Below are 25065 nucleotides of genomic sequence, written 5' to 3'. Positions count from 1 at the left end.
ATGGCCTCACCATCGACCCGCGGCGCAGCCATCGATCTCAAATCCGTCAGCAAACACTATGGCAGCTTCATCGCTCTCGATAAGGTCTCGCTGCGCATCGAACCGGGAGAGTTCATGACGCTGCTCGGGCCCAGCGGTTCGGGCAAGACGACCACGCTCAACGTCATCGCCGGCTTCACCGAAGTCAGTTCGGGTTCGCTTGATGTCGGCGGCAAGAGCGTCATCGGCGTACCGGCGCACAAACGCAACATCGGCGTGGTCTTCCAGCACTACGCGCTGTTCCCGCACATGACGGTGAGCAGGAACGTCGCGTATCCGCTGACCCTGCGCGGCATCGCCAATCCCGATCGCGAGGCCCGGGTGCGCAAGGCCCTGGACATGGTGAAGATGGCGGATTTCGGCCACCGCTTCCCCAGCGAGCTCTCCGGCGGACAGCAGCAGCGCGTCGCGCTGGCGCGTGCCATCGTATTCGACCCACCGCTGCTCCTGATGGACGAGCCGCTCGGCGCGCTCGACAAGAAGCTGCGTGAATGGCTGCAGCTCGAGATCAAACGGATCCACCGCGAATTGGGCACCACCTTCGTTTACGTCACGCACGACCAGGAGGAGGCTCTGGTCCTCTCGGACCGCATCGCCGTGTTCAACCAGGGGCGCATCGAGCAGATCGGCACCGGCCGCCAACTCTACGACGAGCCCGAGACCTTGTTTGTCGGAAAGTTCGTCGGCGACTCGACGATACTGCGTGGCGCGGCCTCCACCTCCAGCGACGAGACCGCCATCGACATAGCCGGACGAAAAGTGGCCGCCGCCAAACGCCTTTCCGATGGCGCCAAACCCGTGATGCTGCTGCGGCCGGAGAAGCTGAGCCTCGCCAGGCGGGGGAAGGGCGGACAGGATCGAAACACCCTGCCCGGGCGCATCGGCGAGGCCATCTATCTCGGATCGGGCTCCAAATACGAGGTCGTGCTGGCCGACACCTCCAAGGCGATCGTGCGCTCTACGCTGGACGCCGAGACCTTCGCCATCGGCGACGAGGTTGATCTCGTATTCGCGGGCAGCGACGTGAAGCTGTTGGCGGACGACGAAAACGCCGATTTCACGCTGACCTGAATCCTATCTGGGAAAATCTCGACAATGGACGTGAAGAAGAACGGCGACGTTTCATTCTGGTATGCCGACATCGGCGGCGTGCCCGACTATCGGCCGCCGCTGCAGGGCGATATCGTGGCCGACGTCTGCATCGTCGGCGCTGGCTACACTGGCCTCTGGACCGCCTACTATCTGAAGCAGGCAGCGCCCCACCTCAACATTGTCATCGTCGAGAAGGAGTTCGCCGGCTTCGGTGCTTCGGGACGCAATGGCGGCTGGCTGTCCGGCGGATTCTCATGGTCGCGCGAAAAATATGAGAAGGCAACCTCGCGCGCTGGAGTCATCGCCATGCAGGCGGCAATGACGGGCACGGTGAACGAGGTCATATCGGTTGCGGAAACCGAAGGCATCGACGCCGACATTCGCCGTACCGACGAACTGCTGGTCGCTACCAACGAGGCGCAGGAGCAGCGCGCCAAGGCGATGTATGCCCATGCCAGATCCTGGGAGCTGACTGACGAACGTGTGAGGTATATCGATGCAGCCGAGATGCGTCGGCGCATAGCGGTGCACGACGCGCGCGGCGCCTTCGTCATCAAGAAGGTTGCGCGGGTTCAGCCCGCAAAGCTGGTGCAGGGGCTCGCCAAGGCAGTGGAGCGCCTCGGTGTGCCGATCTATGAACAGACAACCGTGCTGTCGATCGAAAAAGGCAAGGTCACAACCAGCCGAGGCGTGGTGCGCGCGGAAAAGATCGTGCGGGCGACCGAGGGTTTCACTGCGGGAATTGCCGGCCACGAGAGACTTTGGTTGGCGCTCAACAGCGCCATCGTGGTCACCGAGCCGTTGTCCGACAAGCTGTGGAGCGAAATCGGCTGGGATGGATACGAGGTGCTCGGCGACGCCGCACACACATACTGCTACGCCCAGCGCACTCGTGAAGGACGCATTGCCATGGGCGGGCGCGGGGTGCCCTATCGGTTCGGCTCGAAGACCGACCTTCGAGGCGTCACCCAGCAGGCGACGATCGACAAGCTGCACAAGATACTGACGACGCTTCTGCCGCAGACCAAGGGGCTCAAGCTCGACCATGCGTGGTGTGGAACGCTCGGCGTGCCGCGGGACTGGTGCACGACAGTGGGCTTTGACAAGCAGACCGGAATAGGCTGGGCAGGCGGCTACGTCGGCCTCGGCGTTTCCACCTCGAACCTCTCGGGACGCACATTGAGGGATCTTCTGCTGGACAACGACACCGAGCTGACCCGGCTTCCCTGGGTCAATCGAACCGTGCGCAAGTGGGAGCCGGAGCCGCTGCGCTGGCTGGGCGTCCATTCCATGTATCAGCTCTATCGGATTGCCGACGCGCGGGAAGCAAAGGGGCTGCCGCGCACATCGCGGCTAGCGGCCCTGGCAGACCGCATCACCGGGCATTGAACCGCGTCACCTCGAGGATATACAGCATGATCGACTTCAAGACCTTCGCCCACCTTGCGCATATCGACCTCGGTGAGCCTCAGCCGAAACCGACCTCGGTGGAAGGCGATCAGCTGGAAGCAGCCAACACCCTCTGGGTTTCGGATGATGGCAAGATCGAGGTCGGTGTCTGGGAATGTTCGCAGGGCCGGTTCACCGCGCGCCGCGACACGAATTCCGAGATTTGCCACATCGTCTCAGGCCGCGTGACGCTGCACGGTCCCGAGGGCGCGGCCAAAAATGTCGGACCCGGCGAATTGCTTGTTCTGCCGCTTGGCTGGCAGGGCGAATGGACCATCCACGAGAAAACGCGCAAGCTCTACATCCTGCATTCGGTTTGATCGCTGCAGGTGCATGCTCGCCTGCATTTCCGATGAGACCACGCGCGCCACGGCGGTCGAACTAAACCCCTTCGACCAGCACGATCTCGCCGTCGGCTACTTTCTGGCGGATCGTCACGGCGCGTTGATACTCCGGCGAGTGATAGCAATCGTGCGCCGCAGCCAATGACGGAAACTCGATGATTACGTTGCGGTCGCGGCCAGGCCCTTCTGCCTTTTCATGCGCACCGCCTCGTGCCAGGAAAATGGCGCCGAAGCGATCGAAAGCCGGTTTGGCGGCAGTGACATAGTCCTTGTAGCCTTCCGCATCGCGCACATCGACGCGGGCGATCCAGTATCCCTTGGGCATGCTTCTTCTCCGAATTGTCAGGCCGAGCGCATTTCGTCAAGGATCGCTTCCGCCACCGCCCGCCTGTCGGCAGCGCCGACGATCGGCCGGCCGACGACGAGATGGCTGGAGCCGTTGCGGATCGCTTGCGCCGGCGTCACCACGCGTTTCTGGTCGCCATGGTCGCTGCCCTTGGGGCGTATCCCCGGCGTGACGACGGCCATGTTGGGCCCGACGATCCGGCGCGCCGCTTCAGCTTCTTCGGCCGAGCAGACGATGCCGCCCATGCCGGCATGCAGCGCCTGTTCGGAGCGCCTCAGCACCAGCGTATGCGGGTCATGTTCATAGCCGGCGTCGATCACGTCCTGCTCGTCCATCGAGGTCAGCACGGTGACGCCAAGCAGGCAGAGATCGCTGCCCCTGGCGGCCTCGACCGCTGCCTTCATCGTCTTCGGATAGGCGTGCAGCGTCAGCATGGTCATGCCCATCCTGGCAATGGCCTCGACGCCCTTGGCCACCGTGTTGTCGATGTCGAGCAGCTTCATGTCGAGGAAGATCCTGGTGCCGCCGCTGGCGAGCTCGCGGGCGAAGTCGAGGCCGCCGGCGAAGGCGAGCTGATAGCCGATCTTGTAGAAGGAGACGATCCCGTCGAGCTCGCGCACCGCCTTTTCGGCTTCCTTCAGCGTCGGCACGTCGAGGCCGACGATCAGCCTGTCTTGCATGGTGCTGGCGCGTTGCTGGATCACGCCTCGATCCGCGTCGACAGCATGCGCGAGGTTTCGATCAGCGTGCGGCATAGATGCTCCATCGATCTGTGCAGTCTCTCGTCCCTGAAATTCCCGTCCTCGTCGAAGGCATTGCCGCCCTCCGGCACAGAGCACTCCGGCGTCACCACCTCCATCTGGCAGCGCACCAGCACGGCGCGCAGATGGTTGATGCAGCGTACCCCGGCGAAATGTCCTTTGGAAGACGAACAAAGGCCGGCGGGCTTGCCGGTGAACGGCCTGAACGACCGCCCGCCATCTGTGCGCACCCGGCTCACCCAGTCGATGGTATTCTTGAGCAGCGGCGGAATCGAGCCGTTATATTCGGGCGTCGCGATCAGCAGCCCGTCATGGCCGGCGATCTGCTGGGCAAGCTTGATGGCGTTTTCGGGAATGCCTTCCTCCTTTTCCAAATCCTCGTCGAGGATCGGCAGCGGATAGTCGGCAAGCGAGATGCGGGTTACCTCGGCACCCTGCAGTGCGAGTTCCTTCTGCGCCACATCGGCGGTCCTGCCGCTGTAGGCGCCAGCGCGAATCGAGCCGGCGAAGACGAGAATTTTCGGGATCACTGCCATTGGCCCCCATTGTCAGCCGACAGGTATAGGCCAGGCACGTCTCAAATCCCAAATACTGATCAATGCGCCGCGCGCCGGTAGATCCACAGTTGCGTAGGCGGGATGTTGCGGATGACGAAATGGAAATGCTCGACCGTGTAGTCGCCGCGGCCGGGCGGGATCGGCGACAGCGGGCCGTAGGTCAGCTGCACTATCGGGCGGCCTGTCGGGATGCGGTCGAGAAGGCTTTCGACATAGGCGATGCGCTGGGCGACCGGGAAATTGAGCAATGGCACGCCGGAGACGACCGAATCGAAGGTCAGGCCGCTCTTGTCGCCGAGTGTCGCATCGAGATTGAAGGCGTCGCCCTCGATGACGTTGACGCCGGGATAGAGCTGGCGCAGATGGCGCACGAAATCGGGGGAGTATTCGACAGCGTAGAGATTTTCAGGCTTTACGCCCTGGGCGAGGATGGCTCGGGTGATGACGCCGGTGCCAGGCCCGACTTCGAGCACCGGCAGGCCCGAGTTCGGGTTGACGACGGAGGCCATCTTGCGGGCCGTGATGGAACTGGTCGGCACGATCGAACCGACCGCCTTCGGCTTGTCGATCCAGCCCTTGAAGAACTTCAGTTCGTCGTCGAACTTTTCCGCCAGCGCCTTTCGCAGTCCGGGACCATGTGCCATGCAAGTTCTCCTGAACGCTCCCCCGAGAGGCTACTTAGCAGCTACGGGGTTCAAGGCAAGGCGGACGCCGGTATAAGATGTTGATGACGCTAGGGAAGCCTCGCCTTGATTGCACTCTACACCGGATTGGCGAGAATAGGCATCAGCGCTCGCCGAAGGTTTCGAAAAAGTCCTTCATGCGGGCGAAAAAGCCGCTCGACTGCGGCGAATTATCCTTCGAGGAAAGCTGCTCGAACTCCTCCAGCAACTCGCGCTGCCGGCGGGAAAGGTTCTGCGGCGTCTCGACCGCGGTCTGAATATAGAGATCGCCGACATTGTGCTGGCGCAGCACCGGCATGCCCTTGCCCTTGAGGCGGAACTGGCGGCCGTTCTGGGTACCCTCCGGCACCTTCACTTTCGTCTGGGTGCCGTCCAGCGTCGCCACCTCGAAGGAACCGCCAAGCGCTGCCGTCGTCATCGAGATCGGCACCTTGCAGTACAGATCGGCGCCGTCGCGCTGGAAGAATTCGTGCGGCTTGACTGCCAGGAAAATATAGAGATCGCCCGACGGGCCGCCGCGTAGGCCAGCCTCGCCCTCATTGGCAAGGCGGATGCGGGTGCCGTCCTCGATACCGGCCGGGATGTTGACCGACAGCGAGCGCTCCTCGGTGACGCGGCCCTGGCCGGCGCATTTCGGGCACGGCTCCTTGATGGTCTGGCCACGCCCCTGGCATTGCGGACAGGTGCGCTCGATCGAGAAGAATCCTTGCGTGGCGCGCACCTTGCCATGGCCATTGCACATCGAGCAGGTGACGGGCTGTGTGCCGGGCTTGGCGCCGCTGCCGGAGCATTCCGTGCAGGAGATCGACGCCGGCACGTGAATCTGCGCTGTCTTGCCGGTAAACGCCTCCTCCAGCGTGATTTCCATATTGTAGCGCAGGTCGGCGCCGCGCTCGCGCCCGCCTGAGGATCGGCGCTGGCGCCCGCCCATCATGTCGCCGAAAATATCCTCGAAGATGTCGGCGAAGCCGCCGGCGCCGAAGCCTTGTGCGCCGCCATTCATGCCGCCCTGTTCGAAGGCAGCGTGGCCGAAACGATCATAGGCCGCGCGTTTCTGCGGGTCCTTCAGCGTCTCGTAGGCTTCGTTGATTTCCTTGAACTTGTGCTCGCAGGAATGGTCGCCGGGATTGCGATCGGGGTGGAACTGCATAGCGAGCTTGCGGAAAGCGCTCTTGAGCTCCTTCTCGTCGGCCCCCTTTTGCACACCCAACGTTTCGTAGAAATCAGCTTTCATCTTTTCCTGCAGTCCGGATATTCAACGTCTTGAAGCCTTGTTGCGTCGTTTGCCGGCACGCTGTTCCGATTTAGGTGCGATGGCGCCTGGATGCCAGTGTCGACGCAGGCTTGCTCGCATTTTTTCGATCAGGCCCGCACTTTTTCGGGCCAGAGTTGCAAAAAAGCCCGGCTTTGCGCCGGGCTTTCTGCGATAATCTGTCGTCAGGCCGCTCAGGCCGACTTCTTCTTGTCGTCGTCCTCGTTGATTTCCTCGAAATCGGCATCCACCACGTCGCTGTCCTTGGCGGCATCCGCCTTGGCGTCAGCCTCCGCGGCTTCCTTCTGCGAAGCTTCGTACATGGCTTGGCCGAGCTTCATCGAGGTTTCGGCGAGCGCCTGGGTCTTGGCTTCGATCTCGGCCGCGTCGTCGCCTTCGGCAGCGGTCTTCAGCGCCGCGATCGCATCGGCGATCGCCGTGCGGTCGGCCTCGGAAACCTTCTCGCCATACTCCTTCAGCGACTTCTCCGAGGAATGCACCAGCGCCTCGGCCTGGTTGCGGGCCTCGACCAGTGCGCGCCGCTTCTTATCGGCCTCGGCATTGGCTTCGGCGTCCTTCACCATCTTCTCGATGTCGGCGTCCGAAAGGCCGCCAGACGCCTGGATGCGGATCTGGTGCTCTTTGCCGGTGCCCTTGTCCTTGGCCGAGACGTTGACGATGCCGTTGGCGTCGATGTCGAACGTGACCTCGATCTGCGGCACGCCACGCGGCGCCGGCGGAATGCCGACCAGGTCGAACTGGCCGAGCGCCTTGTTGTCGGCGGCCATTTCACGCTCGCCTTGGAAGACGCGGATGGTCACGGCCGACTGTGAATCCTCGGCCGTCGAGAACACCTGGCTCTTCTTCGTCGGGATCGTCGTGTTGCGTTCGATCAGCCGCGTGAACACGCCACCCAGCGTCTCGATGCCAAGCGACAGCGGCGTCACGTCGAGCAGCAGCACGTCCTTGACGTCGCCCTGCAGCACGCCGGCCTGGATGGCGGCGCCCAATGCGACGACCTCATCCGGATTGACGCCCTTGTGCGGCTCCTTGCCGAAGAACTGCTTCACGATCTCCTGGATCTTGGGCATGCGGGTCATGCCGCCGACCAGGACGACCTCGTCGATTTCGCCGGCCTTGAGGCCGGCATCCTTGAGTGCCGCCTTGCAGGGATCGATCGTGCGCTGGACGAGATCCTCGACCAGGCTCTCGAACTTCGCCCGCGTCAGCTTCAGCGTCAGGTGCTTGGGACCGGTGGCATCGGCAGTGATGAAGGGCAGGTTGATCTCGGTCTGCGTCGTCGACGACAGCTCGATCTTGGCCTTTTCGGCCGCTTCCTTGAGGCGCTGAAGGGCGAGCTTGTCGCTGCGCAGGTCGATGCCCTGTTCCTTCTTGAACTCGGCCGCCAGATATTCGACCAGACGCATGTCGAAATCCTCGCCGCCGAGGAAGGTGTCGCCATTGGTCGACTTCACCTCGAAGACGCCGTCGCCGATTTCGAGCACCGAAATGTCGAACGTGCCGCCGCCAAGGTCATAGACGGCAATAGTCTTGCCTTCCTTCTTGTCGAGGCCGTAGGCAAGTGCGGCCGCGGTCGGCTCGTTGATGATGCGCAGCACTTCCAGGCCGGCGATCTTGCCGGCATCCTTGGTGGCCTGGCGCTGGGCGTCGTTGAAATAGGCCGGAACGGTGATGACCGCCTTCTCGACCTTCTCGCCGAGATAGGCTTCCGCCGTCTCCTTCATCTTCTGCAGGATCATTGCCGAGATCTGGCTGGGCGACTGCTTCTTGCCACCGGCCTCGACCCAGGCATCGCCATTGTCGCCCTTGACGATCTTGTAGGGGACAAGCTTCTTGTCCTTTTCCGTCACCGGATCGTCATAGCGGCGGCCGATCAGGCGCTTGACCGCGAAGATGGTGTTTTCGGGATTGGTGACCGCCTGGCGCTTGGCCGGCTGGCCGACGAGGCGCTCGCCGTCGCTGTTGATGGCGACGATGGAAGGGGTCGTGCGCGCGCCTTCCGCATTCTCGATGACCTTCGATTCCTTGCCGTCCATGATGGCGACGCAGGAGTTGGTGGTCCCCAGATCGATACCGATTACTTTTGCCATTTTTCTAATCTCTCCGCTAAGCAGGCTCTCAGGACCCGTACAGGCGTTCCGACGAAAGCCCCTGTTCACAAGAAATTCCGCTTCGGCAACCGGCATTCCGGCGCCGAACGGCTTGGCGCGTATATAAGAACAGGCTGCGCGGCGCGCAAGCATTCTGCGCAAGGCATCCAACATCCTTTTCTTGGGCCGGCCGGGGTTCTCCGGCCATGGCTCCCATGAACCTTTCCGCATCCGTTCGCGACTGACACCAAGGTGCGCCGCATGGTGCGGCCCTGGAAGGGAAAGCCCTATGACTGGATATCGAGAGCCTTCGCGGTCTCCGGGAACTCGGCGCGACCACCGCTTTCACGACGGGGTCGATACGCCTGGCTTTCCGCTGATTCCGTTGACCCAACATAAGAGCCGACGTATCGTGATTATGAGGAAAGCAGACAATTCGATCAGGGAAAAACGTGCCGGAACGCCGCGCCTTGCCCTGATTTGCGCGGAGATTCCGGATGTTACTCCCGTAGCCCGCGGGGGGAACTCCATGTCTGGCGACCAAAGCGCGTTCGTGCGCACTCGTGCCGGCCTTTTGCGCCGTGCGATGCAACTAGCCAGCGGCTTTCTGGCGCTGGCGCTCGCTACCACCCTGTGGCTTGGCGGTGCCGTCCAGGCGCAGGAAACGCGGATCATCCATCCAGGCTCGATGGCGGTGACCGGATTTTCCGGCACCGTCATTCCCAATTTCGAACAGGATCCCAATTTCGAAGAAGGCCTGCCGCCGGGCGTCGACCCGGTCGACGAAATCTTCATCGACACGATGCGTGCAACCTTGCGCGTTTTCGACGTTTCAAGACTGGGCGGGCCGGCTTCCGGCCAGCTCGTCTTCACGCCGCCGCCCTTCGAAGTGACGGCCGGGCAGATCGGCCAGGTGTTCGCCATCACCTATGACGACGGTGTCCGCGACGGCGCTCCCTCAGGCAATCCGAATCTCTATGCCGGCGCCACCTCGCTGCACGGCATCCGCATCGTCACGTCAGACGAAGATGCGGACGGGCGCCCAGAGCGGCAGCGTCGCGGTGCTGCCGGCGCCACCTTCATGGACGGCCAGTTCGGCACTGAGAACGGCGGCGGACCGGGCACGATCTGGAAGATCGACGGCATTACCGGCCAAGTGAGCAAATTCGCCGACATCGACACCAACAGCGGTCCCGGCATTGGCGACGTCACCTTCGACAATATCCACCGCCAGTTCTTCACCAGCGACCTCGACACCGGTCTCATCCATCGCATCGATGCCAACGGAACCCTGGTCGACACGTTCGACCACGGCGTTGCCGGGCGCCCGGCGCACGGGCTAGCCCCGCTTGCCGACGACGGCTCGGCAATGGACATCGAGGGCGCTGCCTTCGACAGCGAAGACCCCGACAGCTGGGGCTATACGCAGGATGAGCGCCGCGTCTGGTCCGTCGCCTATCATGGCGCCCGGCTCTATTATTCGGTTGGTGAAAAGGCCGAGATCTGGTCGGTGGGTATCGCCCGCGACGGCAGCTTTGCCGGCGACCCGCGCTGGGAACTGACGGTCAAGGCCGACAAGGACCACGTCGTCACCGACATCGCTTTCGATATCAGCGGCTTGATGTACCTGGCCAAGCGCGGCCCGGTGGAAAACCGCTACGACTACAGGCGGTTCGCCGATTCCGGCGAAGGGGAGGTCATCCGCTATTGGCGCGAAAACCCGGACGATCCGGCGACGGAATCAATCTGGGTGAAAATTCCGCAGGACTATGCGGTCGGCTTCCCCAAGGACAATCAGCAGTCGGCCGGCGGCCTCGACCTGCAATATGGCTATGACGCTGACGGCAATCTCGACACTTCAGTCTGCACTGAGATACTGGTCAAGACCGGCGACAAATTGCGTGATAACCCGGCACTTGCCGAACAGCTTGCCGGCGGCGGGCCGCTCGCCGTGCACGGCGTGCAGATCACGCCGACGGCGCTGGTCAGGCCGGCCAACGTCCCGCCCTTCGGCTCATGGTTCGTCGACTTCGACGGCTATTTCGAAGACCCCGAGGTTGAAGCTCATGTCGGCGACGTCGAGGTCTGGCACCCGTGCGAGGGCCGTGCCGGCTATTACGAGCGGATACCGGGCGGCGGTTACCTATCGCCTTTCTATCCGCCCGACTTTCCGCCCCCCGGTGGCGTGCCTCCTTGCCTCGACGTCGAGGATGTCAGGTACTTCTGCACGCCCTCCGGCCTCGAGGCCGAGCTCCATCTCCGCGACCCTGCCGGCTTTGGCGGCGATTCGATCAAGGCTTTGTCCAGGACATCACACGTCGGGGTGATTTCACCCCAATCGCACGCTCCCGGCACGCCCTACACGATCGGCATCACCGGCCATTATCCTGGCGACACGGTCGACGTCGGGCTCTGCTTCTACAGGCAGTCAGACCGCGATAAGGGCGGCTACTTCCCTTGCTGCAAGATGACCGTGCCGCTCAGAACCCCAGCCGTCAGCTGCGAACGTTGAGGAGGGGGAGATGAGCATTTCAATTTCCCCGCTTGCGACGATCATGAAACCGCCGTCACTCGCCAGGCGCGGTGCGCGCTGGCTGATGGCAGCGGGGATCGCGGTCGCCATGCTGGCCCCGGCGCAAGGCTTCGCCCAGGACGTGGTTCCGGTCCAGACCAGCCAGACCGACATCGACAAGCCCGCCCGTCCCGGTCCGCTCGAAACCGCCAGTCCGGATTTCGGGCTCGACCTCGACAATCCGCGTATCGTCAATCCGCGGCCCGGCCAGGTCGTGCCTTTCTTCACCAAGAAAGGCAGACAACGAGGCTGCGACTATGTCGTATATTCCCTGAGCTTCGGCCTGCGCGGCAAGCCGCAAGCTTTTGCCAACCCAGGCCTCGCGGCCGCTCTGGAAAAGGCCAGGATCGACTTCAAGGACCAGCTTCCGCATGGCCTGCGGATCGTCGGTGTGCATGTGTCCGGCGACGGCACGGATGCGTCGGGCGGACCGCTGCCCGGTGCCTCGATCAGCACGTCGGCAAACCCGAACGATACGGCTGACGTTTCCGATTTCCGGATCTCCGCCTCCGATCTCGACGGCGTCGGCGCCCCCAACGAGCGCATCATTACCTTACAGATCACCGCCAGGATCGACCATGCGGCGTTTGCCTCGCCGGCGACCACCGACAATCAGGGCGTGATCGAGATGACTGTCGGACCCGGCACCGGGTCCATCATCCCGTCGCAGGACCCGGCCAAGCCGGACGACGGCAATTTCCTCACCGGCGAAAAAACCTCGATCAAGATCGACTTGACCAAATGCAACCCGCCGCCACCACCTCCCGGCAAGGATTGCTTCAAGGTGGAACGAGGCACGGTCGATTGCGTACCCGGCGGCGGCGCCCTCATCTATCACATGCCGGTCGGCGCCGAGATGGGTGGCAAATGGGTGCAGCTTTGGACGACGACACCCGGGATCACCATCATCCCCGACACGCAATTGGTGCCGGCGGGCGGCGGTGTGCTCGACTGGAAGATCGTCGGTGCCTCACCCGGCGACGTCATCCACCTCGTCGTCACCGGCATCGAAACCTACGCCGGCCCGGAGGAGGGCTGGGGCCTGTGCTGCACGCAGACGATCGAAATCGTCATTCCACGTGACAAGAGGTGCCCGCCCAAGGACAAGGAACCGGATCTGAAAGTCGAAAAACGCGCCGATGTCCCGCGTTGTACGATCGGTGGCGGCTGCGGCTTCACCATCAGGATCACCAATGTCGGCGCCGGGCCGTATCACGGCAAGATCGTTCTCGACGAAGTAATCTTGCCGGCCGGCTCCACGCTCGATTCAGGACCGAATGCGCCCTGGGCCTGTGCGCCGGCGGCCACCCCGATGACCTGCACCCATCCAGCGACCACGCTCAACCCGGGTGCCTCCGTCGACCTCAAGCTCGGCTTCAAGCCGGCCTCAGGTTGGCAAGGCCGCGTCTTGCGCAACTGTGCCGCCTACAATTATGGGGCCAGCGGCAAGCCGCTGTTCGGCAGCCAGCAAAACGACCGCGGCTGCGCCTCGATCCCGATCTGCCGGCGTGGCGACAGTGACCGCGACTGCCGGCCACCGGTGGAAAAGAAGGTCGATCTGATCCTGAAGAAGCGTGCCCGCACCCCGGTCTGCACGGCCGATGGTGTCTGCACCTTCGTGATCGACATCATCAACAACAGCAGCGTGCTCTATGACGGGCCGCTGACGGTCACCGACACCTATTTGGGCGGCGCGCCGGCATCATCGAGCTTCGGCCCTACCCCGCCTTGGACATGCGGACCGAACGGCCCCGGCCAGTTCCGTTGCGACAATGTCGGCACCGTGCTCCCGCCGGGCGCGTCGACGCCGATCTTCGTCAAGGCGGCGATGCCGGCCGGTTACCGTCCGGACACCGTCGAGAACTGCGCTGAGGTTAAGGCCATCCCCGGTGAGAGCGACCTCACCAACAACCGGGCCTGCGCCAAGCAACGCATCCGTCATCCCGCTGGCGGCAAGCCGGCCATGCGCATCACCAAGGTGTGCGGCGGAGCGCTGGCCGGTGCTGCGGCCGTCACATGCCGCATCACCGTCATCAGCAGCGGCACCGCTCCCCCCACCGGCCCGGTGCGGGTCAACGATGCCGCGACGCTGGTCGCCGGCGGAGCGCCCGTGCAGATCCAGACCGTCATCCCTGACGGCGCGCAATGGGCGTGCGGACCGATTCCGGCCAATACGCTGTCGTGCCAGATTCCTGGCGCCGTCATGTCGCCCGGAACCAGCCGCCACTTCGATGTGACGGTTGCCGGCAACGGCGCGTTCGAGAACTGCGCACGCGGCTTCTACGGCCCGGCGCCGGGAGACGACATCATCTATCCGATCGGCAGGGCCTGCGCCAAGGGTGGCGGCGTCTCGACCATCCGTGTCGAGAAGACCGGTGATGCCGAGTGCCGGATCGGCCGGCCCTGCTCGTTCGAGATCACCATCGCGAACGATGGGCAAAACGCCTTCTCCGGTCCGGTTCGCATCGGTGATGCGATCGGCGTCGAAGGCCTCGGCCGGCTGGAACGCATTGCCATCACATCGATCGACCCGCCCTTCGGCTGCGATCCGGAACCGGCGACCTTGCCTGCGTCCTGCATCGCCAATTTGACGCTCGGCGCCGGGGAAAGCCACGTTCACCGTGTGACCGTAATCATTCCCGACGACGGCCGCCTGGCCAATCTGCAGGGCACCGTCAGCGGCCAGAACTGCGTCGGCGTGTTGTCCCCCGACACGCCGGTGCGAGGTGCGGGCGAAGTGCTCTCCCGCGACCCGGCCAATGTGCAGGGCGATCGCAAGGCCTATGCCTGCCATCCCTTCACCATCAAGCGTGAGGTGAAGAAGGAGTGCTCGGCTGGCCTCGTCATGAACGACGCCGGCCGGTGCGTCTGCCCGGAAGGCACCACTTTCCGCAACGGCGAGTGCTCGTCGGGTGACGGCACGGTCATCATACCGAAGCCGAACGAGCGCTGCCTGCTGCTCAAGGGCCAGATCCGGACCTCCGACGGGCGTTGTGTCTGCCCGCGCGGAACCAAGCTGGAGAACCGCAGGTGCGTGTCGACCGACGAGCCGCCGGCACGCCTGTGCAAGCTGCTGCCCGGTCAGATCCGCACCAAGAACGGCGACTGCGTCTGCCCGAGACGGACGGAACTGCAGGGCAGGGCCTGCGTGCCGATCGTCAAGAAGCCGACCGTTGAACAGTGCACCATCCGGGGCCAGGTCCACAACAAGCGCGGCGCTTGTGTCTGCCCGCGCGGGACCGAGGTGATCAGAGGCGCATGCCGCCGGCCGCAGGTGGAGTGTGCGCCTGGCTCACGGCTGATCAACGGCCGGTGCCAACCGATCATCAACCGGCGCTGCCCGGTCGGGACGGTCGGCCAGTTTCCGGAATGCACCCCGATCCGCAGAAGGCCGGGGTTGGAGATCAATCCGAACCTCTTGAACCCGGACATCCTGCAACAGCTTGTGCCGAGGCAAAAGCAACGGATTCCACGACAGCAGAATCCGGCGCGCAACAGCATATTGAACTAACCATTCGCACCCACAAGGCCCCGCCGGCGCAATCCGGCGGGGCCTTGGCGCCGACATCTGACGCCATCGCGCCAGGAACAAACCGGCTTCCCCTTTTCGGGATCATGGTCTAGCAGTCGACCCAGACGATGCGCCCGCAACCACGGGCGCCTGGAAAGGCCGGATCATGAGCAAAAAAACCCTGATCGCGCCATCGGTGCTTGCGTCGGATTTTTCGAAGCTCGGCGACGAGGTCGAGGCGGTGGCGGCGGCCGGCGCCGACTGGATCCATCTCGACGTCATGGACGGGCATTTCGTGCCCAACATCACTTTCGGCCCACCGGTGATCAAGGCGATCCGCAACCGCACCAAGGCCTTCTTCGACTGCCATCTGATGATCGCGCCGGCCGACCCCTATCTGGGGGCTTTCGCCGAAGCCGGCTGCGACGGCATTACAGTGCATGCCGAGGCCGGGCCGCATCTCGACCGTTCGCTGCAGACGATCAGGAACCTCGGCAAGAAGGCCGGCGTGTCGCTCAATCCGGCGACGCCGGAATCGGCGGTCGAATATGTGCTCGACCGGCTCGATCTGATCCTGATCATGACCGTCAATCCGGGTTTTGGCGGCCAAGCCTTTATTCCGGGGGTCGTCGACAAGGTGAAGCGGGTGAAGGCGCTGATCGGCAATCGGCCGATCCGGATCGAGATCGACGGCGGCATCTCGCCGCAAACGGCACCTTTGGTCACCGCCGCCGGCGCCAGCGTGCTGGTCGCCGGTGCAGCCATCTTCAAGGGCGGCAGCGTTGAAGCCTATCGGGGGAACATCGAGGCGATCAGGACAGCGGCCGACCGGGCGGCCGGCTGACGCTGCCGGCGTGGTTACCAGAACGCGCCGTCTCGTCAGCCGGTCAGGAATTCGTTGGCCGACGCCGGTGCGCTTGTGCTCGTGACATACGGTCCCCCAGCCAAAAATGTCTTTGTCCATTTTTGGCAATTTTATTGGCATAACAGAAACTACATCCATATTCTCTGTCTCACCCTCATGCCTCTTCGGACGTTCCCGCAGGGCTCCTCTTCGACGGTCGGATCGATGAACCGCAGCCCTTTCTTCGCTGACCTGCTGAACACCATCGCCGATCGCGGCCGGATGATGCTGAACCTCGTTCGCGGTGACGAGCCGGTCTCGGCCGACAGCCTGGGGCGTCTGTGCGCCCGTCTGCTTTCCAGCCAGGGCGAGGCATCGGGCGTCGCCTATGCCCGGGAAATTCTTGAGCGCTGGCGCACCCTCGGCGCCGACGGAAGGCTGGCTTTCCTGCATGTGCTGCGCGATCGTTTCGGCACCGATCATGCCAAGCTTGCCGCCGCGGTGGATGCCTATCGCGCCGCGCCCGACGATCGCTCGGCACTTACCCTGCACGATGCCGCCGAACCGGCAAGACAGGAGCTTCTGCGCCGCCTGAACCTGGCGCCCGGCGGCATCGAGACGCTGGTGCGCATGCGCCAGGATCTGCTTGCCCGGCTGCCCACATCGCCCGATCTCGCCATCGTCGATGCCGACTTCACGCACCTCCTGTCGTCATGGTTCAACCGCGGCTTCCTGGTGCTGCGGCGGATCGACTGGTCGACGCCAGCCAACATTCTGGAAAAAATCATCCGCTACGAGGCGGTGCACGCCATCCACACCTGGGACGATCTGCGCCGCCGGATCGAACCCGACGACCGGCTCTGCTATGCGTTCTTTCATCCGCAGCTCGGTGACGAGCCGCTGATCTTCGTCGAGGTCGCGCTCACCCGGGCGATGCCGACGACAATCGCCGAGCTGCTTGCCGACGAGCGGCCGCTTGTGCAGCCACGGCAGGCCACGACGGCAGTGTTCTATTCCATCTCCAACTGCCAGGAGGGCTTGCGCGGCATCTCGTTCGGCAACTTCCTGATCAAGCAGGTGGTCGAGGACCTGCGCCGCGACCTTCCCGGCCTGACCGATTTCGTCACACTGTCCCCGGTGCCGGGCTTTGCCCGCTGGCTGGCCGAGCAGGCCGAAACCATCCCCTCCGCCGCCGAAGTGCTGGACCTCGTCGCCAACCAGGGTTGGCACGCGGATGCTGCCGTGCGCGACCGCGTGGGCCAGACCCTGCTTCCTCTTGCGGCACAGTATTTCCTCGAAGCGCGCACCGCCTCCGGCAAGGTGATCGATCCGGTCGCCCGGTTCCATCTCGGCAATGGCGCGCGGCTGGAGCGCATCGACCTTTTCGGCGACCTGTCGCCCCGCGCATTACGTCAGGCGCATGGCCTGATGGTCAATTATCGCTACAAGCTCGACGATATCGAGAAGAACCACGAGCTGTTCGCCGCCAGGAACGATGTGGCGGCCGCGCCCGCTGTGCGCCGCCTGATGCCGAAACCGGCGAGACCGGCCGCACCGCCGCTTCCGGCGCTTGCCCAGCCTCGGAGGGATGCGTGAGCAACCATTTGTTCGACGCTTTCCGCGCCCGCATGCCGGAACCCGAGCGTCTGTTGATGGAGACGGATGACGGGCGCTCGATCACCTATGGCGATATGCTGGCGCAGTCCGCGCAACTGGCACATGCGCTTCTGCAATTGGGCATCGAACCCGGCGACCGCGTCGCCGTCCAGGTCGAGAAGAGCCCCGAGGCGCTCCTGCTCTATCTCGCCTGCCTGCGTGCCGGTGCGGTCTTCCTACCGCTCAACCCCGCCTACACGCTGACCGAGCTCGAATACTTCTTCGGCGATGCCGAGCCGCGGCTGGTCGTCTGCGATCCGGCACGGGCAGCCGATATCGGGACCTTGGCGGAGAGATCGGGCGCTGTCGCAGTCACGCTCGGCGGCAATGGCGAAGGCTCGTTGCTGGATCAGGCCTCGCGGCGGTCTTCGGATTTCCGCGACGTGGTGCGCGGGCCGGACGATCTTGCGGCGATCCTGTACACGTCGGGGACCACCGGCCGCTCGAAAGGCGCCATGCTCAGCCATGAGAACCTCGCCTCGAATGCGCGGGTTCTGGTCGACCAGTGGCGCTTCACCGCCACAGACGTCTTGATCCACGCGCTGCCGATCTTCCACACGCATGGCCTGTTCGTCGCCACCAACGTCATTCTGATGGCCGGCGCTTCGATGCTGTTCGAAACCAGGTTCGACCCGGCCCGCATCGTCTCGCTGCTGCCGCGGGCCACGGCGCTGATGGGCGTGCCGACCTTTTATGTGCGCCTGTTGCAGCAGGACGGCTTGAATCGGCAAGCGGCGAAAAACATCCGCCTGTTCGTTTCCGGATCGGCGCCGCTGCTGGCCGAGACGCACAAGGCCTGGCGCGAGCGCACCGGCCATTCGATCATCGAGCGCTACGGCATGACCGAGACCAACATGAACACGTCGAACCCCTATGATGGCGAGCGGCGCGCCGGCACGGTCGGCTTCCCCTTACCCGGCGTCGCGCTGCGCATCGCCGACCCCGAGAGCGGCGAAACACTTGCCCAGGGCGAGGTCGGCATGATCGAGGTGCAGGGCCCCAATGTCTTCGGCGGCTATTGGCGCATGCCGGAAAAGACCAAGGCGGAATTCCGCGAAGACAGTTTCTTCATCACCGGGGATCTCGGCCTGATCGACGCCGACGGCTATGTCCACATCGTCGGGCGCGGCAAGGATCTGATCATTTCCGGCGGCTACAACATCTATCCGAAGGAGGTCGAGAGCGAAATCGACGCGCTGCCCGGCGTCGCCGAAAGCGCTGTCATCGGCGTTGCCCATCCGGATTTCGGCGAAGGCGTCACCGCGATCGTGGTGCGGACGCCGGCCTCGACCATCACCGCTGCCGAGATCGTCGGCGCCATCGCCGGGCGGCTGGCGAAATTCAAGCACCCGAAGCAGGTGATCTTCGTCGACGAACTGCCGCGCAACACGATGGGCAAGGTGCAGAAGAACCTGCTGCGCGAAACCTACAAGGACCTCTACGCTCCGGCCAAAGCCGGCTGACGTTAAGGTTACACCCAGTTGGCGCCGACCCCGAAAACCCTGTCGCCTTCTATCCAGACGCCCTTGACGTCCAATTCGTCCGACAGCGCAACGATATCGGCGGCGGTGCCGTTGGCAAAACGCCCGAGCCGGTGCGACTGGCCGATCGCCTGCGCCGGATAGAGCGAAGCCGTGCGCAGCGCCTCCGACAGGTCCAGTCCGACGACGCGGTGGACGAAGCGCACCGCGGAGATCATGTCGAGATCGGCGCCCGCCAGTGTCCCGTCGGCTAGCCGCAGGCTACCGTCCTTGCGGTAGATGGTGCGGCCGTTCAGAGTGAACGAGGTCATATCGGTGCCGATCGTCGCCATGGCGTCGGTGACCAGGAAAATTTTTGCCGGACCCTGCTTGGCGCGCAGCGCGATGGCCATGGTGGCGGGATCGACATGGATGCCGTCGGCGATGATGCCGGCAAACAATGTGTCCGTATCGATGGCGGCACCCGCCAACCCCGGCTCACGATTGCCGATCTGGCTCATGGCGTTGAACAGATGGGTGACCATTGTTGCGCCGGCATCGGCGAACGCGCGCGCCTTGGCATAGCCGGTGTCGGAATGGCCGAGGCTGACGACGATGCCGGCCTCGGCGAGCGCCGAAACGCGCACGGTGTCGGCGGATTCCGGCGCGATCGTGGTCAGCAGCACCGGCAGAGTTCTTCGCGTCGCAATCAGCATCGCCTGGTCGGCATCCAGCATCGGCCGGATCAGCGCCGGGTCATGCGCGCCCTTGCGGGCGATCGACAGATGCGGGCCTTCGAGATGCAGCCCCAAAAAACCCGGCACCTTTTGCCGTGCGGCCTCGGCTCCGGCGGCAACCGCCGCTGCGGTGATGGCAGGCGTGTCGGTGATCAGCGTCGGCAACAGCGCGGTCGTACCGAACGGCGCGTGCGCCCGGCAGATGGTTTCGATCGAGGCGACATCAGGATGGTCGTTGAGCATGACCCCGCCGCCGCCATTGACCTGCAGGTCGACGAAGCCCGGCGCAAGCATGCCGCCGCCGGTCTCGATACGCTCGACACCGGATGGAACGGCGCCGACGGCAACGATGGCTTCGACGAGGCCGTCACGCACGACAAGCGCGGCATCGTCGTGCCAGTCCTCGCCGTCGAATATCCGCGCCCCAGTCAGGGCAAAACGGTCGCTCATATGGTTTCCGTCACCTTGCGCAGATTGGGCGGCGTGTCCGGATCGAGGCCGCGATGGCGGGCAAAGGCCTCGACGAAGCCATAGAAGGACACGATCAGCGCCAGCGGGTCGGTCAGCGGATGGCCGGTGGCGACATGCGGCAGGTGCTGAGCGCTTTTCGCCTTGTTCGAGGTCACAAAGACGGCCGCGCCCTTGGCCGCCAGGCTGTCGGCGGCCTCGGCAATCGACGGCTCGGAAGCATCGCGGGCGGCGAGCGCCAGCACCGGGAAATCAGGCCCGACCAGTGCCAGCGGGCCATGCATCACTTCGGCAGCACTATAGGCCTCGGCGTGCATGGCACAGGTTTCCTTGAACTTAAGCGCCGCTTCATTGGCGATCGCAGCGGACGGACCGCGACCTAGGATGAACAGCGATTTCGGCGTCTCAAGGGCGCTGGCCAGCGCCATCCAGTCGCAGGCGATCGCCTTGCGGAAATGTTCCGGCAAACGGGCGAGCGCCGCCAGCAACTTGTCGTCGCCGGTGCTATGCGCCATCAAAGCGAGGCCGGCGACGGCCGAATTGACGAAGGTCTTCGTCGCCGCGACGCTGCGTTCCGGGCCGGCCAGAATGTCGATCGCATAATCGGAGGCCCGCGCCAGCGGCGAATCGGCGGTGTTGGTGATGGCGACGGTCAGCGAACCGCCGGCTCTCGCGGCTTGCGCCATGGCGACGATGTCCGGACTCTTGCCCGACTGCGAGATCGCCAGGCAAGCCGAGCCGCCGAGCTTGAGCTTGGCGCCATAGATCGAGGCGATCGATGGGCCGACCGAAGCGACGGCGAGGCCGGCGGTCAGCTCCACCGCATACTTCATGAAGGTGGCGGCATGGTCGGAGGAGCCGCGCGCCACCGTGACGACGAACTGCGGATCGCGCTCGCGAATGCCGCGCCCGGCCTCCGTCAGCACCGCTGCCGAGCCGTCGAGCAGGCGCGCGGTGGCCTCCGGGATCTCCTCGATCTCGCGCCGCATATGGGTGTCACCCTTTTGGCTGCTCGTCGCGCTCATGGCCGGCCCTCTTCGCCCGGCCCGCTCAGCCGGAGTTCGGCGACGAAATCATAGGCGTCACCTCTGTAGATGGAGCGGGTGAATTCGATAACCTTGCCGCTCGCCAGATAGGAAATTCGCTCGATGTGCAGCCCGGCAATGCCTTGCGGCACTTCGAGCAGGCGCGCGTCATCGTCGCCGAGATTGGCGGCGGAGATGCGCTGCACCGCCCGAACCGGTCGATTGCCGGTTGTTTCCAGCGCAGCGTAGAGCGACGACCCAATTCCTGCCGGGTCCGGCAGCACGCTGGCCGACAGTGCGGCGCGTTCGATCGCCAACGGCGTATCGTTGGCGATGCGCAGGCGCGCTACGCGTGCCACCAGCTCGTTCGACGACAGGCCAAGCACCATCATCTCGTCCGGCGAGGGCGCATAGAGGCCGCGATCGAGCCAGGCCGAACGGACAGCCATGCCGCGCCGCGCCATGTCCTCGGTGAAGGACGTCAGCCGCGACAGCGACTGCTCGACGCGCTCCATGCGCGGCGCGACGAAGGTGCCGGAGCCGTGGCGCTGGACGAGTATGCCGCCCTTGACCAGGTCCTGAACCGCCTTGCGCACGGTGACGCGCGAAATGTCCGCCTTGCTGGCGATGTCGCGCTCGGAAGGCAGCGCGTCGCCCGGTCCGATCAGGCCGCGATTGACCGCCTCCTCGATGCTCTTCCTGAGCTGCAGATAGAGCGGTGCGCCGCTTTGCGCCGAGTGTTTCAGGGTCGCGAAGATCTGGTCGGCGGCTTCGCTCATCGTGCCGCCTCCGCAGTCCTCGAGAATACACGAACCGCCATCTGCACCGCGCCGCCCAGCGCATCGTCGAGCGGCGGCTTCAGCAGCGCCCGGTAGCGCGCCGACAGACGTGGTGCATAGAGCGGCGCCAGTCCGCCGAGCAAGCAGAGCGGATCGTTGCTGCCGAGATCGAGCACGCCAAGTGCGGCCTCGACATCGGCGACCGCCTTGTCGAGGATCCAGTTGGCGACGACATCGCCCTTTTCGGCATGCTCGAAGACCTTGGGCGCGAAGCCGCCGAAATCGCCGGGCTTGGCGTTGGTGGTGAACTCGACCAAATCCTCGGGATTGTCGCGGAAGATGGCGAGTATGGCCTGTGTCATCGGCGATCCCTGGCGAATGCCGTCATAGGCGAGCAGTGTCTGTTCGAGCAGGTCGCGGCCGATGCGGGCGCCGCTGCCCTGGTCGCCGACCTGGAATCCCCAGCCGCCGATGGCGCGCGACTTGCCTTGTCTGCGCGCCATATAGGCGGTGCCGGTGCCGAGGATGGCCATGGCGCCGTCACCGGAGCCGACCGCGCCTTCCAGGGCGATCTCGGCGTCGGTCTCGACACGGCTGATACTGAACGGCAGGATTGCTTCGAGCTGCTGCCTGTAGGTTCCGACATTGGCGCCGGCAAGGCCGAGGATGGCCGGGGTCTGCGGGATCATTTCGGGGTCTTGTCCGGCGGCGATAAAGGCCTGTTTTGCCGCCTCGACGATGTTGGCCCTGGCGCCGGTTAGATCGGTACGAATGTTGGCCGCACCGCTCTTGGCGCGGCCGACAACGGTGCCGTCCACTGTAGCCAGGGCCGCCCTGCAGCTGGTGCCGCCACCATCGATGCCAAGCACGAGATTCACACGATTTCTCCTCCGGGCGGATAATACCAATAAAATACCAATAGCCAAGGGTTAATTTCCGTTTCAAAAAGATTAAGCCGTAGTTGATTGAAAAACCTGCGCAATTTGCCAGAAAGCCAGTTCCGAGGCAGGGAAATCGCTAATGCATGTGGACAAGTGGTATTTTTTTGGTATTGTTTTCTGGATTGGAGGGAAAGCGGATGGCCGAAACGCGCACCGAAGCGCTTCACCAGAATGCCGAGGGGCTGGACATCCAGGCTCCTGACGCCATCCTTTCCTCTTTGGCCAACGCGCAGATCGAGGCCGCCAAGGCGGTGCACGGCGCCGTTCCCGCCATCGCCAAAGCGGCCGAAATCATCGCCAGCCGGCTGAAGAGCGGCGGCAAGCTCGCTTACGCGGCGGCCGGCAGCTCGGGCCTGATGGCGCTGGCCGATGCGCTGGAACTGCCTGGCACCTTCGGCATTCAGCGCGACCGTATCGCCATCCTGGTCGCCGGTGGCGACGATGCGTTCCAGACACTGGCCGGCGGGCCGGAGGACGACACCGATGAAGCCTCGGCCGCGGTTGCCGCTGCCGGCCTGGGCGAGGGCGACTGCCTGATCGCGGTCTCGGCCAGCGGCTCGACGCCCTATGCCGTCAGGGCGATCGGGGACGCCAGGCGCCGCGGCGCGGCGACCATCGCCATTGCCAACAACAAGGATGCGCCGCTGCTTCGGCTGGCCCATATCGCCATATTGCTCGAAACGCCGCCCGAGCTGATCGCCGGCTCGACGCGCATGGGCGCCGGCACCGCCCAGAAGATCGCGCTCAACATGCTGTCGACGCTGGCCGCCATCCATCTTGGCCATGTGCATGACGGCTACATGGTCAACCTCATGGCCGACAACATCAAGCTGCGCGACCGCGCCGCACGCATCGTCGCCGCCATCAGCGGGCGCGACAGGGACGATGCGGCGCGCCTGCTCGAGAAGAGCGGCGGCGGCGTCAAGACTGCCATTCTGCTCGCCGCCGGCGCCGCCAGCGCCGATGCGGCCGAGAAGATACTGGAAGGAACCGGCCAGAAGCTGCGCCCGGCGCTTTCCGCGATCGAGGGGAGCATGGGGCAGAAAGCCTCCGTTCTCAAAACCGAACCTGAAAAAGGTCAACAGGGAGACTGAGCATGACAACGAAACTACTGACGGCACTTCTTCTCGGCACCAGCATTCTCGGCTCCGCCGGAATGGCCTACGCCCAGGACGCAACGCTCAACATCGAAAGCTGGCGCGGCGACGACCTTGCCATCTGGAAGGACAAGCTGATTCCGGCTTTTGAGGCCAAGAACCCGGGCATCAAGGTGGTGTTCGCGCCGTCGGCGCCGACCGAATATGACGCCGCACTCGGCGCCAAGCTCGCCGCCGGCTCGGCGGGCGACCTCATCACCTGCCGCCCGTTCGACAAGTCGCTGGAACTCTTCAAGAAGGGCAATCTCGCCGATCTGTCGGCGCTGCCTGGCATGGAGAACTTCTCTCCGGTGGCCAAGTCAGCTTGGCAGACCGACGACGGCAAGGCGACGTTCTGCGTGCCGATGGCCTCGGTCATCCACGGCTTCATCTACAACAAGGACGCCTTCGACCAGCTCGGCATCAAGGTGCCGGAGACCCGCGACGAATTCTTCGCCGCGCTCGACAAGATCAAGGCCGACGGCACCTACATCCCGATGGCGATGGGCACCAAGGATCTCTGGGAAGCAGCGACCATGGGCTACCAGAACATCGGCCCGAACTACTGGAAAGGCGAGGATGGCCGGACAGCGCTGATCAAGGGCGAACAGAAGCTGACCGACCCGCAGTGGGTCGCCCCGTATGAAGAGCTTGCCAAGTGGAAGCCCTATCTTGGCGACGGCTTCGAGGCGCAAACCTATCCGGACAGCCAGAACCTGTTCACGCTCGGCCGCGCCGCCATCTACCCGGCCGGCTCGTGGGAAATCGGCCTGTTCAACACGCAGGCGCAGTTCAAGATGGGCGCCTTTCCGCCGCCGGTCGAGAAGGCCGGCGACACCTGCTACATCTCCGACCACACCGACATCGGCATGGGCCTCAATGCAGCCTCGAAGAATGCCGATGCGGCCAAGACCTTCCTGTCCTGGGTCGCTTCGCCTGACTTCGCCACCATCTACGCCAACGCGCTGCCGGGCTTCTTCAGCCTGAACTCCACCCCGGTGAAGATGGAAGACCCGCTTGCCCAGGAATTCGTCTCCTGGCGCGACAAGTGCAAGTCGACGATCCGCTCGACCTACCAGATCCTGTCGCGCGGCACGCCGAACCTCGAGAACGAGACGTGGGTTGAATCGGCCAACGTCATCAACGGCACCGTCACGCCGGAAGCTGCCGCCAAGAAGCTGCAGGACGGCCTCGACAGCTGGTATAAGCCGGCGAAGTAAGAGCTCGGGTAGGAAGCAGTGCCGTTGCAAGTGGACGGCTCTGCTTTGTTGATAGCATCGACTGCGACCGACGGCGCCGCCC

Annotated in this window: 20 protein-coding genes; 10 read left to right on the top strand and 10 right to left on the bottom strand. The window is 64.2% G+C overall.

Translation table 11 applies throughout. The annotated features are described in order from the left end of the window. Genes EN807_RS03975 through EN807_RS03965 form a run of 3 tightly spaced genes read left to right on the top strand, consistent with a single transcriptional unit; the run spans position 1 to position 2900 of the window. A complete protein-coding gene (locus EN807_RS03975) occupies positions 1-1110 on the top strand; it encodes an ABC transporter ATP-binding protein (RefSeq protein ID WP_127316958.1) in 1110 nt (369 codons plus the stop codon). A gap of 24 nt (positions 1111-1134) precedes the next feature. After that, on the top strand, positions 1135-2520 hold the full coding sequence (locus tag EN807_RS03970; protein ID WP_135933964.1) for an FAD-binding oxidoreductase: 1386 nt from the start codon (positions 1135-1137) through the stop codon (positions 2518-2520). Between the two features lie 26 nt (positions 2521-2546). Then, a complete protein-coding gene (locus tag EN807_RS03965; RefSeq protein ID WP_029347843.1) occupies positions 2547-2900 on the top strand; it encodes a cupin domain-containing protein in 354 nt (117 codons plus the stop codon). A gap of 61 nt (positions 2901-2961) precedes the next feature. Here EN807_RS03965 and EN807_RS03960 read toward each other — a convergent pair whose 3' ends face one another. The 6 genes from EN807_RS03960 to dnaK form a co-directional block, all read right to left on the bottom strand. Then, positions 2962-3249, bottom strand: coding sequence for a DUF1330 domain-containing protein (locus EN807_RS03960; protein WP_127316955.1), 288 nt, complete (start codon positions 3247-3249; stop codon positions 2962-2964). Between the two features lie 17 nt (positions 3250-3266). Beyond that, on the bottom strand, positions 3267-3950 hold the full coding sequence (pyrF, locus tag EN807_RS03955; RefSeq protein ID WP_135935776.1) for an orotidine-5'-phosphate decarboxylase: 684 nt from the start codon (positions 3948-3950) through the stop codon (positions 3267-3269). Positions 3951-3970: 20 nt separating this feature from the next. Then, positions 3971-4567, bottom strand: coding sequence for an NADPH-dependent FMN reductase (locus EN807_RS03950; RefSeq protein WP_127316954.1), 597 nt, complete (start codon positions 4565-4567; stop codon positions 3971-3973). Positions 4568-4626: 59 nt separating this feature from the next. Next, a complete protein-coding gene (gene pmtA, locus EN807_RS03945; protein ID WP_127316953.1) occupies positions 4627-5232 on the bottom strand; it encodes a phospholipid N-methyltransferase PmtA in 606 nt (201 codons plus the stop codon). A gap of 142 nt (positions 5233-5374) precedes the next feature. After that, a complete protein-coding gene (gene dnaJ / locus EN807_RS03940; RefSeq protein ID WP_135933963.1) occupies positions 5375-6505 on the bottom strand; it encodes a molecular chaperone DnaJ in 1131 nt (376 codons plus the stop codon). 212 nt (positions 6506-6717) lie between these two features. After that, complete coding sequence (gene dnaK / locus EN807_RS03935; RefSeq protein WP_127316951.1) at positions 6718-8634, bottom strand: molecular chaperone DnaK; 1917 nt, start codon at positions 8632-8634, stop codon at positions 6718-6720. Positions 8635-9163: 529 nt separating this feature from the next. On the opposite strand from dnaK, the gene EN807_RS03930 reads away from it, so the two are divergent. From EN807_RS03930 to EN807_RS03910, 5 genes are all read left to right on the top strand, one after another. Then, positions 9164-11146, top strand: a complete 1983-nt coding sequence (locus EN807_RS03930; RefSeq protein ID WP_135933962.1) for a hypothetical protein — start codon at positions 9164-9166, stop codon at positions 11144-11146. A 10-nt stretch (positions 11147-11156) separates the two neighbouring features. Beyond that, a complete protein-coding gene (locus EN807_RS03925) occupies positions 11157-14717 on the top strand; it encodes a hypothetical protein (RefSeq protein WP_135933961.1) in 3561 nt (1186 codons plus the stop codon). Positions 14718-14883: 166 nt separating this feature from the next. Continuing rightward, the gene (gene rpe, locus EN807_RS03920) at positions 14884-15561 is read left to right on the top strand and encodes a ribulose-phosphate 3-epimerase (RefSeq protein ID WP_135933960.1); all 678 of its coding nucleotides are present in this window, start codon (positions 14884-14886) and stop codon (positions 15559-15561) included. Positions 15562-15786: 225 nt separating this feature from the next. Continuing rightward, complete coding sequence (locus tag EN807_RS03915; RefSeq protein ID WP_135933959.1) at positions 15787-17157, top strand: malonyl-CoA decarboxylase; 1371 nt, start codon at positions 15787-15789, stop codon at positions 17155-17157. Beyond that, positions 17154-18680 carry a malonyl-CoA synthase gene (locus EN807_RS03910; RefSeq protein WP_135933958.1) on the top strand — a complete coding sequence of 509 codons (1527 nt, stop codon included), beginning with the start codon at positions 17154-17156 and terminating at the stop codon, positions 18678-18680. Before EN807_RS03915 ends, EN807_RS03910 begins: the two co-directional genes overlap by 4 nt. 8 nt (positions 18681-18688) lie before the next feature. On the opposite strand, the gene nagA is transcribed toward EN807_RS03910, so the two are convergent. From nagA to EN807_RS03890, 4 genes are read right to left on the bottom strand one after another with little or no spacing between them, the layout of a single operon-like run. Then, positions 18689-19864, bottom strand: coding sequence for an N-acetylglucosamine-6-phosphate deacetylase (gene nagA / locus EN807_RS03905; RefSeq protein ID WP_135933957.1), 1176 nt, complete (start codon positions 19862-19864; stop codon positions 18689-18691). Further along, positions 19861-20907 (bottom strand): SIS domain-containing protein, encoded by a 1047-nt coding sequence (locus EN807_RS03900; RefSeq protein WP_135933956.1) that lies wholly within the window; start codon positions 20905-20907, stop codon positions 19861-19863. The genes nagA and EN807_RS03900 overlap by 4 nt, the downstream gene beginning before the upstream one ends. Beyond that, positions 20904-21686: a GntR family transcriptional regulator gene (locus EN807_RS03895; RefSeq protein WP_135933955.1), complete on the bottom strand. Its 783-nt coding sequence runs from the start codon at positions 21684-21686 to the stop codon at positions 20904-20906. The genes EN807_RS03900 and EN807_RS03895 overlap by 4 nt, the downstream gene beginning before the upstream one ends. Next, a complete protein-coding gene (locus EN807_RS03890) occupies positions 21683-22564 on the bottom strand; it encodes an N-acetylglucosamine kinase (RefSeq protein WP_135933954.1) in 882 nt (293 codons plus the stop codon). Before EN807_RS03890 ends, EN807_RS03895 begins: the two co-directional genes overlap by 4 nt. A gap of 200 nt (positions 22565-22764) precedes the next feature. On the opposite strand from EN807_RS03890, the gene EN807_RS03885 reads away from it, so the two are divergent. Continuing rightward, positions 22765-23721 carry an N-acetylmuramic acid 6-phosphate etherase gene (locus EN807_RS03885; protein ID WP_135933953.1) on the top strand — a complete coding sequence of 319 codons (957 nt, stop codon included), beginning with the start codon at positions 22765-22767 and terminating at the stop codon, positions 23719-23721. Positions 23722-23723: 2 nt separating this feature from the next. After that, positions 23724-24983 carry an ABC transporter substrate-binding protein gene (locus tag EN807_RS03880; protein ID WP_135933952.1) on the top strand — a complete coding sequence of 420 codons (1260 nt, stop codon included), beginning with the start codon at positions 23724-23726 and terminating at the stop codon, positions 24981-24983. The last annotated feature ends 82 nt before the right edge of the window (positions 24984-25065 follow it).

Source organism: Mesorhizobium sp. M5C.F.Ca.ET.164.01.1.1 (assembly GCF_004792125.1).
GTDB classification, from domain to species: domain Bacteria; phylum Pseudomonadota; class Alphaproteobacteria; order Rhizobiales; family Rhizobiaceae; genus Mesorhizobium; species Mesorhizobium wenxiniae.
The sequence above is the reverse complement of the archived record's forward strand: the minus strand, read 5'-3'. Positions and strand labels throughout refer to the sequence as shown.

What these genes read in the sequence shown, in the direction of transcription:
- EN807_RS03975 (WP_127316958.1), top strand. Translation starts at nt 1, where the DNA reads ATGGCCTCACCATCGACCCGCGGCGCAGCCATCGATCTCAAATCCGTC.
- EN807_RS03970 (WP_135933964.1), top strand. Translation starts at nt 1,135, where the DNA reads ATGGACGTGAAGAAGAACGGCGACGTTTCATTCTGGTATGCCGACATC.
- EN807_RS03965 (WP_029347843.1), top strand. Translation starts at nt 2,547, where the DNA reads ATGATCGACTTCAAGACCTTCGCCCACCTTGCGCATATCGACCTCGGT.
- EN807_RS03960 (WP_127316955.1), bottom strand. Translation starts at nt 3,249, where the DNA reads ATGCCCAAGGGATACTGGATCGCCCGCGTCGATGTGCGCGATGCGGAA.
- pyrF (WP_135935776.1), bottom strand. Translation starts at nt 3,950, where the DNA reads ATGCAAGACAGGCTGATCGTCGGCCTCGACGTGCCGACGCTGAAGGAA.
- EN807_RS03950 (WP_127316954.1), bottom strand. Translation starts at nt 4,567, where the DNA reads ATGGCAGTGATCCCGAAAATTCTCGTCTTCGCCGGCTCGATTCGCGCT.
- pmtA (WP_127316953.1), bottom strand. Translation starts at nt 5,232, where the DNA reads ATGGCACATGGTCCCGGACTGCGAAAGGCGCTGGCGGAAAAGTTCGAC.
- dnaJ (WP_135933963.1), bottom strand. Translation starts at nt 6,505, where the DNA reads ATGAAAGCTGATTTCTACGAAACGTTGGGTGTGCAAAAGGGGGCCGAC.
- dnaK (WP_127316951.1), bottom strand. Translation starts at nt 8,634, where the DNA reads ATGGCAAAAGTAATCGGTATCGATCTGGGGACCACCAACTCCTGCGTC.
- EN807_RS03930 (WP_135933962.1), top strand. Translation starts at nt 9,164, where the DNA reads ATGTCTGGCGACCAAAGCGCGTTCGTGCGCACTCGTGCCGGCCTTTTG.
- EN807_RS03925 (WP_135933961.1), top strand. Translation starts at nt 11,157, where the DNA reads ATGAGCATTTCAATTTCCCCGCTTGCGACGATCATGAAACCGCCGTCA.
- rpe (WP_135933960.1), top strand. Translation starts at nt 14,884, where the DNA reads ATGAGCAAAAAAACCCTGATCGCGCCATCGGTGCTTGCGTCGGATTTT.
- EN807_RS03915 (WP_135933959.1), top strand. Translation starts at nt 15,787, where the DNA reads ATGAACCGCAGCCCTTTCTTCGCTGACCTGCTGAACACCATCGCCGAT.
- nagA (WP_135933957.1), bottom strand. Translation starts at nt 19,864, where the DNA reads ATGAGCGACCGTTTTGCCCTGACTGGGGCGCGGATATTCGACGGCGAG.
- EN807_RS03900 (WP_135933956.1), bottom strand. Translation starts at nt 20,907, where the DNA reads ATGAGCGCGACGAGCAGCCAAAAGGGTGACACCCATATGCGGCGCGAG.
- EN807_RS03895 (WP_135933955.1), bottom strand. Translation starts at nt 21,686, where the DNA reads ATGAGCGAAGCCGCCGACCAGATCTTCGCGACCCTGAAACACTCGGCG.
- EN807_RS03885 (WP_135933953.1), top strand. Translation starts at nt 22,765, where the DNA reads ATGGCCGAAACGCGCACCGAAGCGCTTCACCAGAATGCCGAGGGGCTG.
- EN807_RS03880 (WP_135933952.1), top strand. Translation starts at nt 23,724, where the DNA reads ATGACAACGAAACTACTGACGGCACTTCTTCTCGGCACCAGCATTCTC.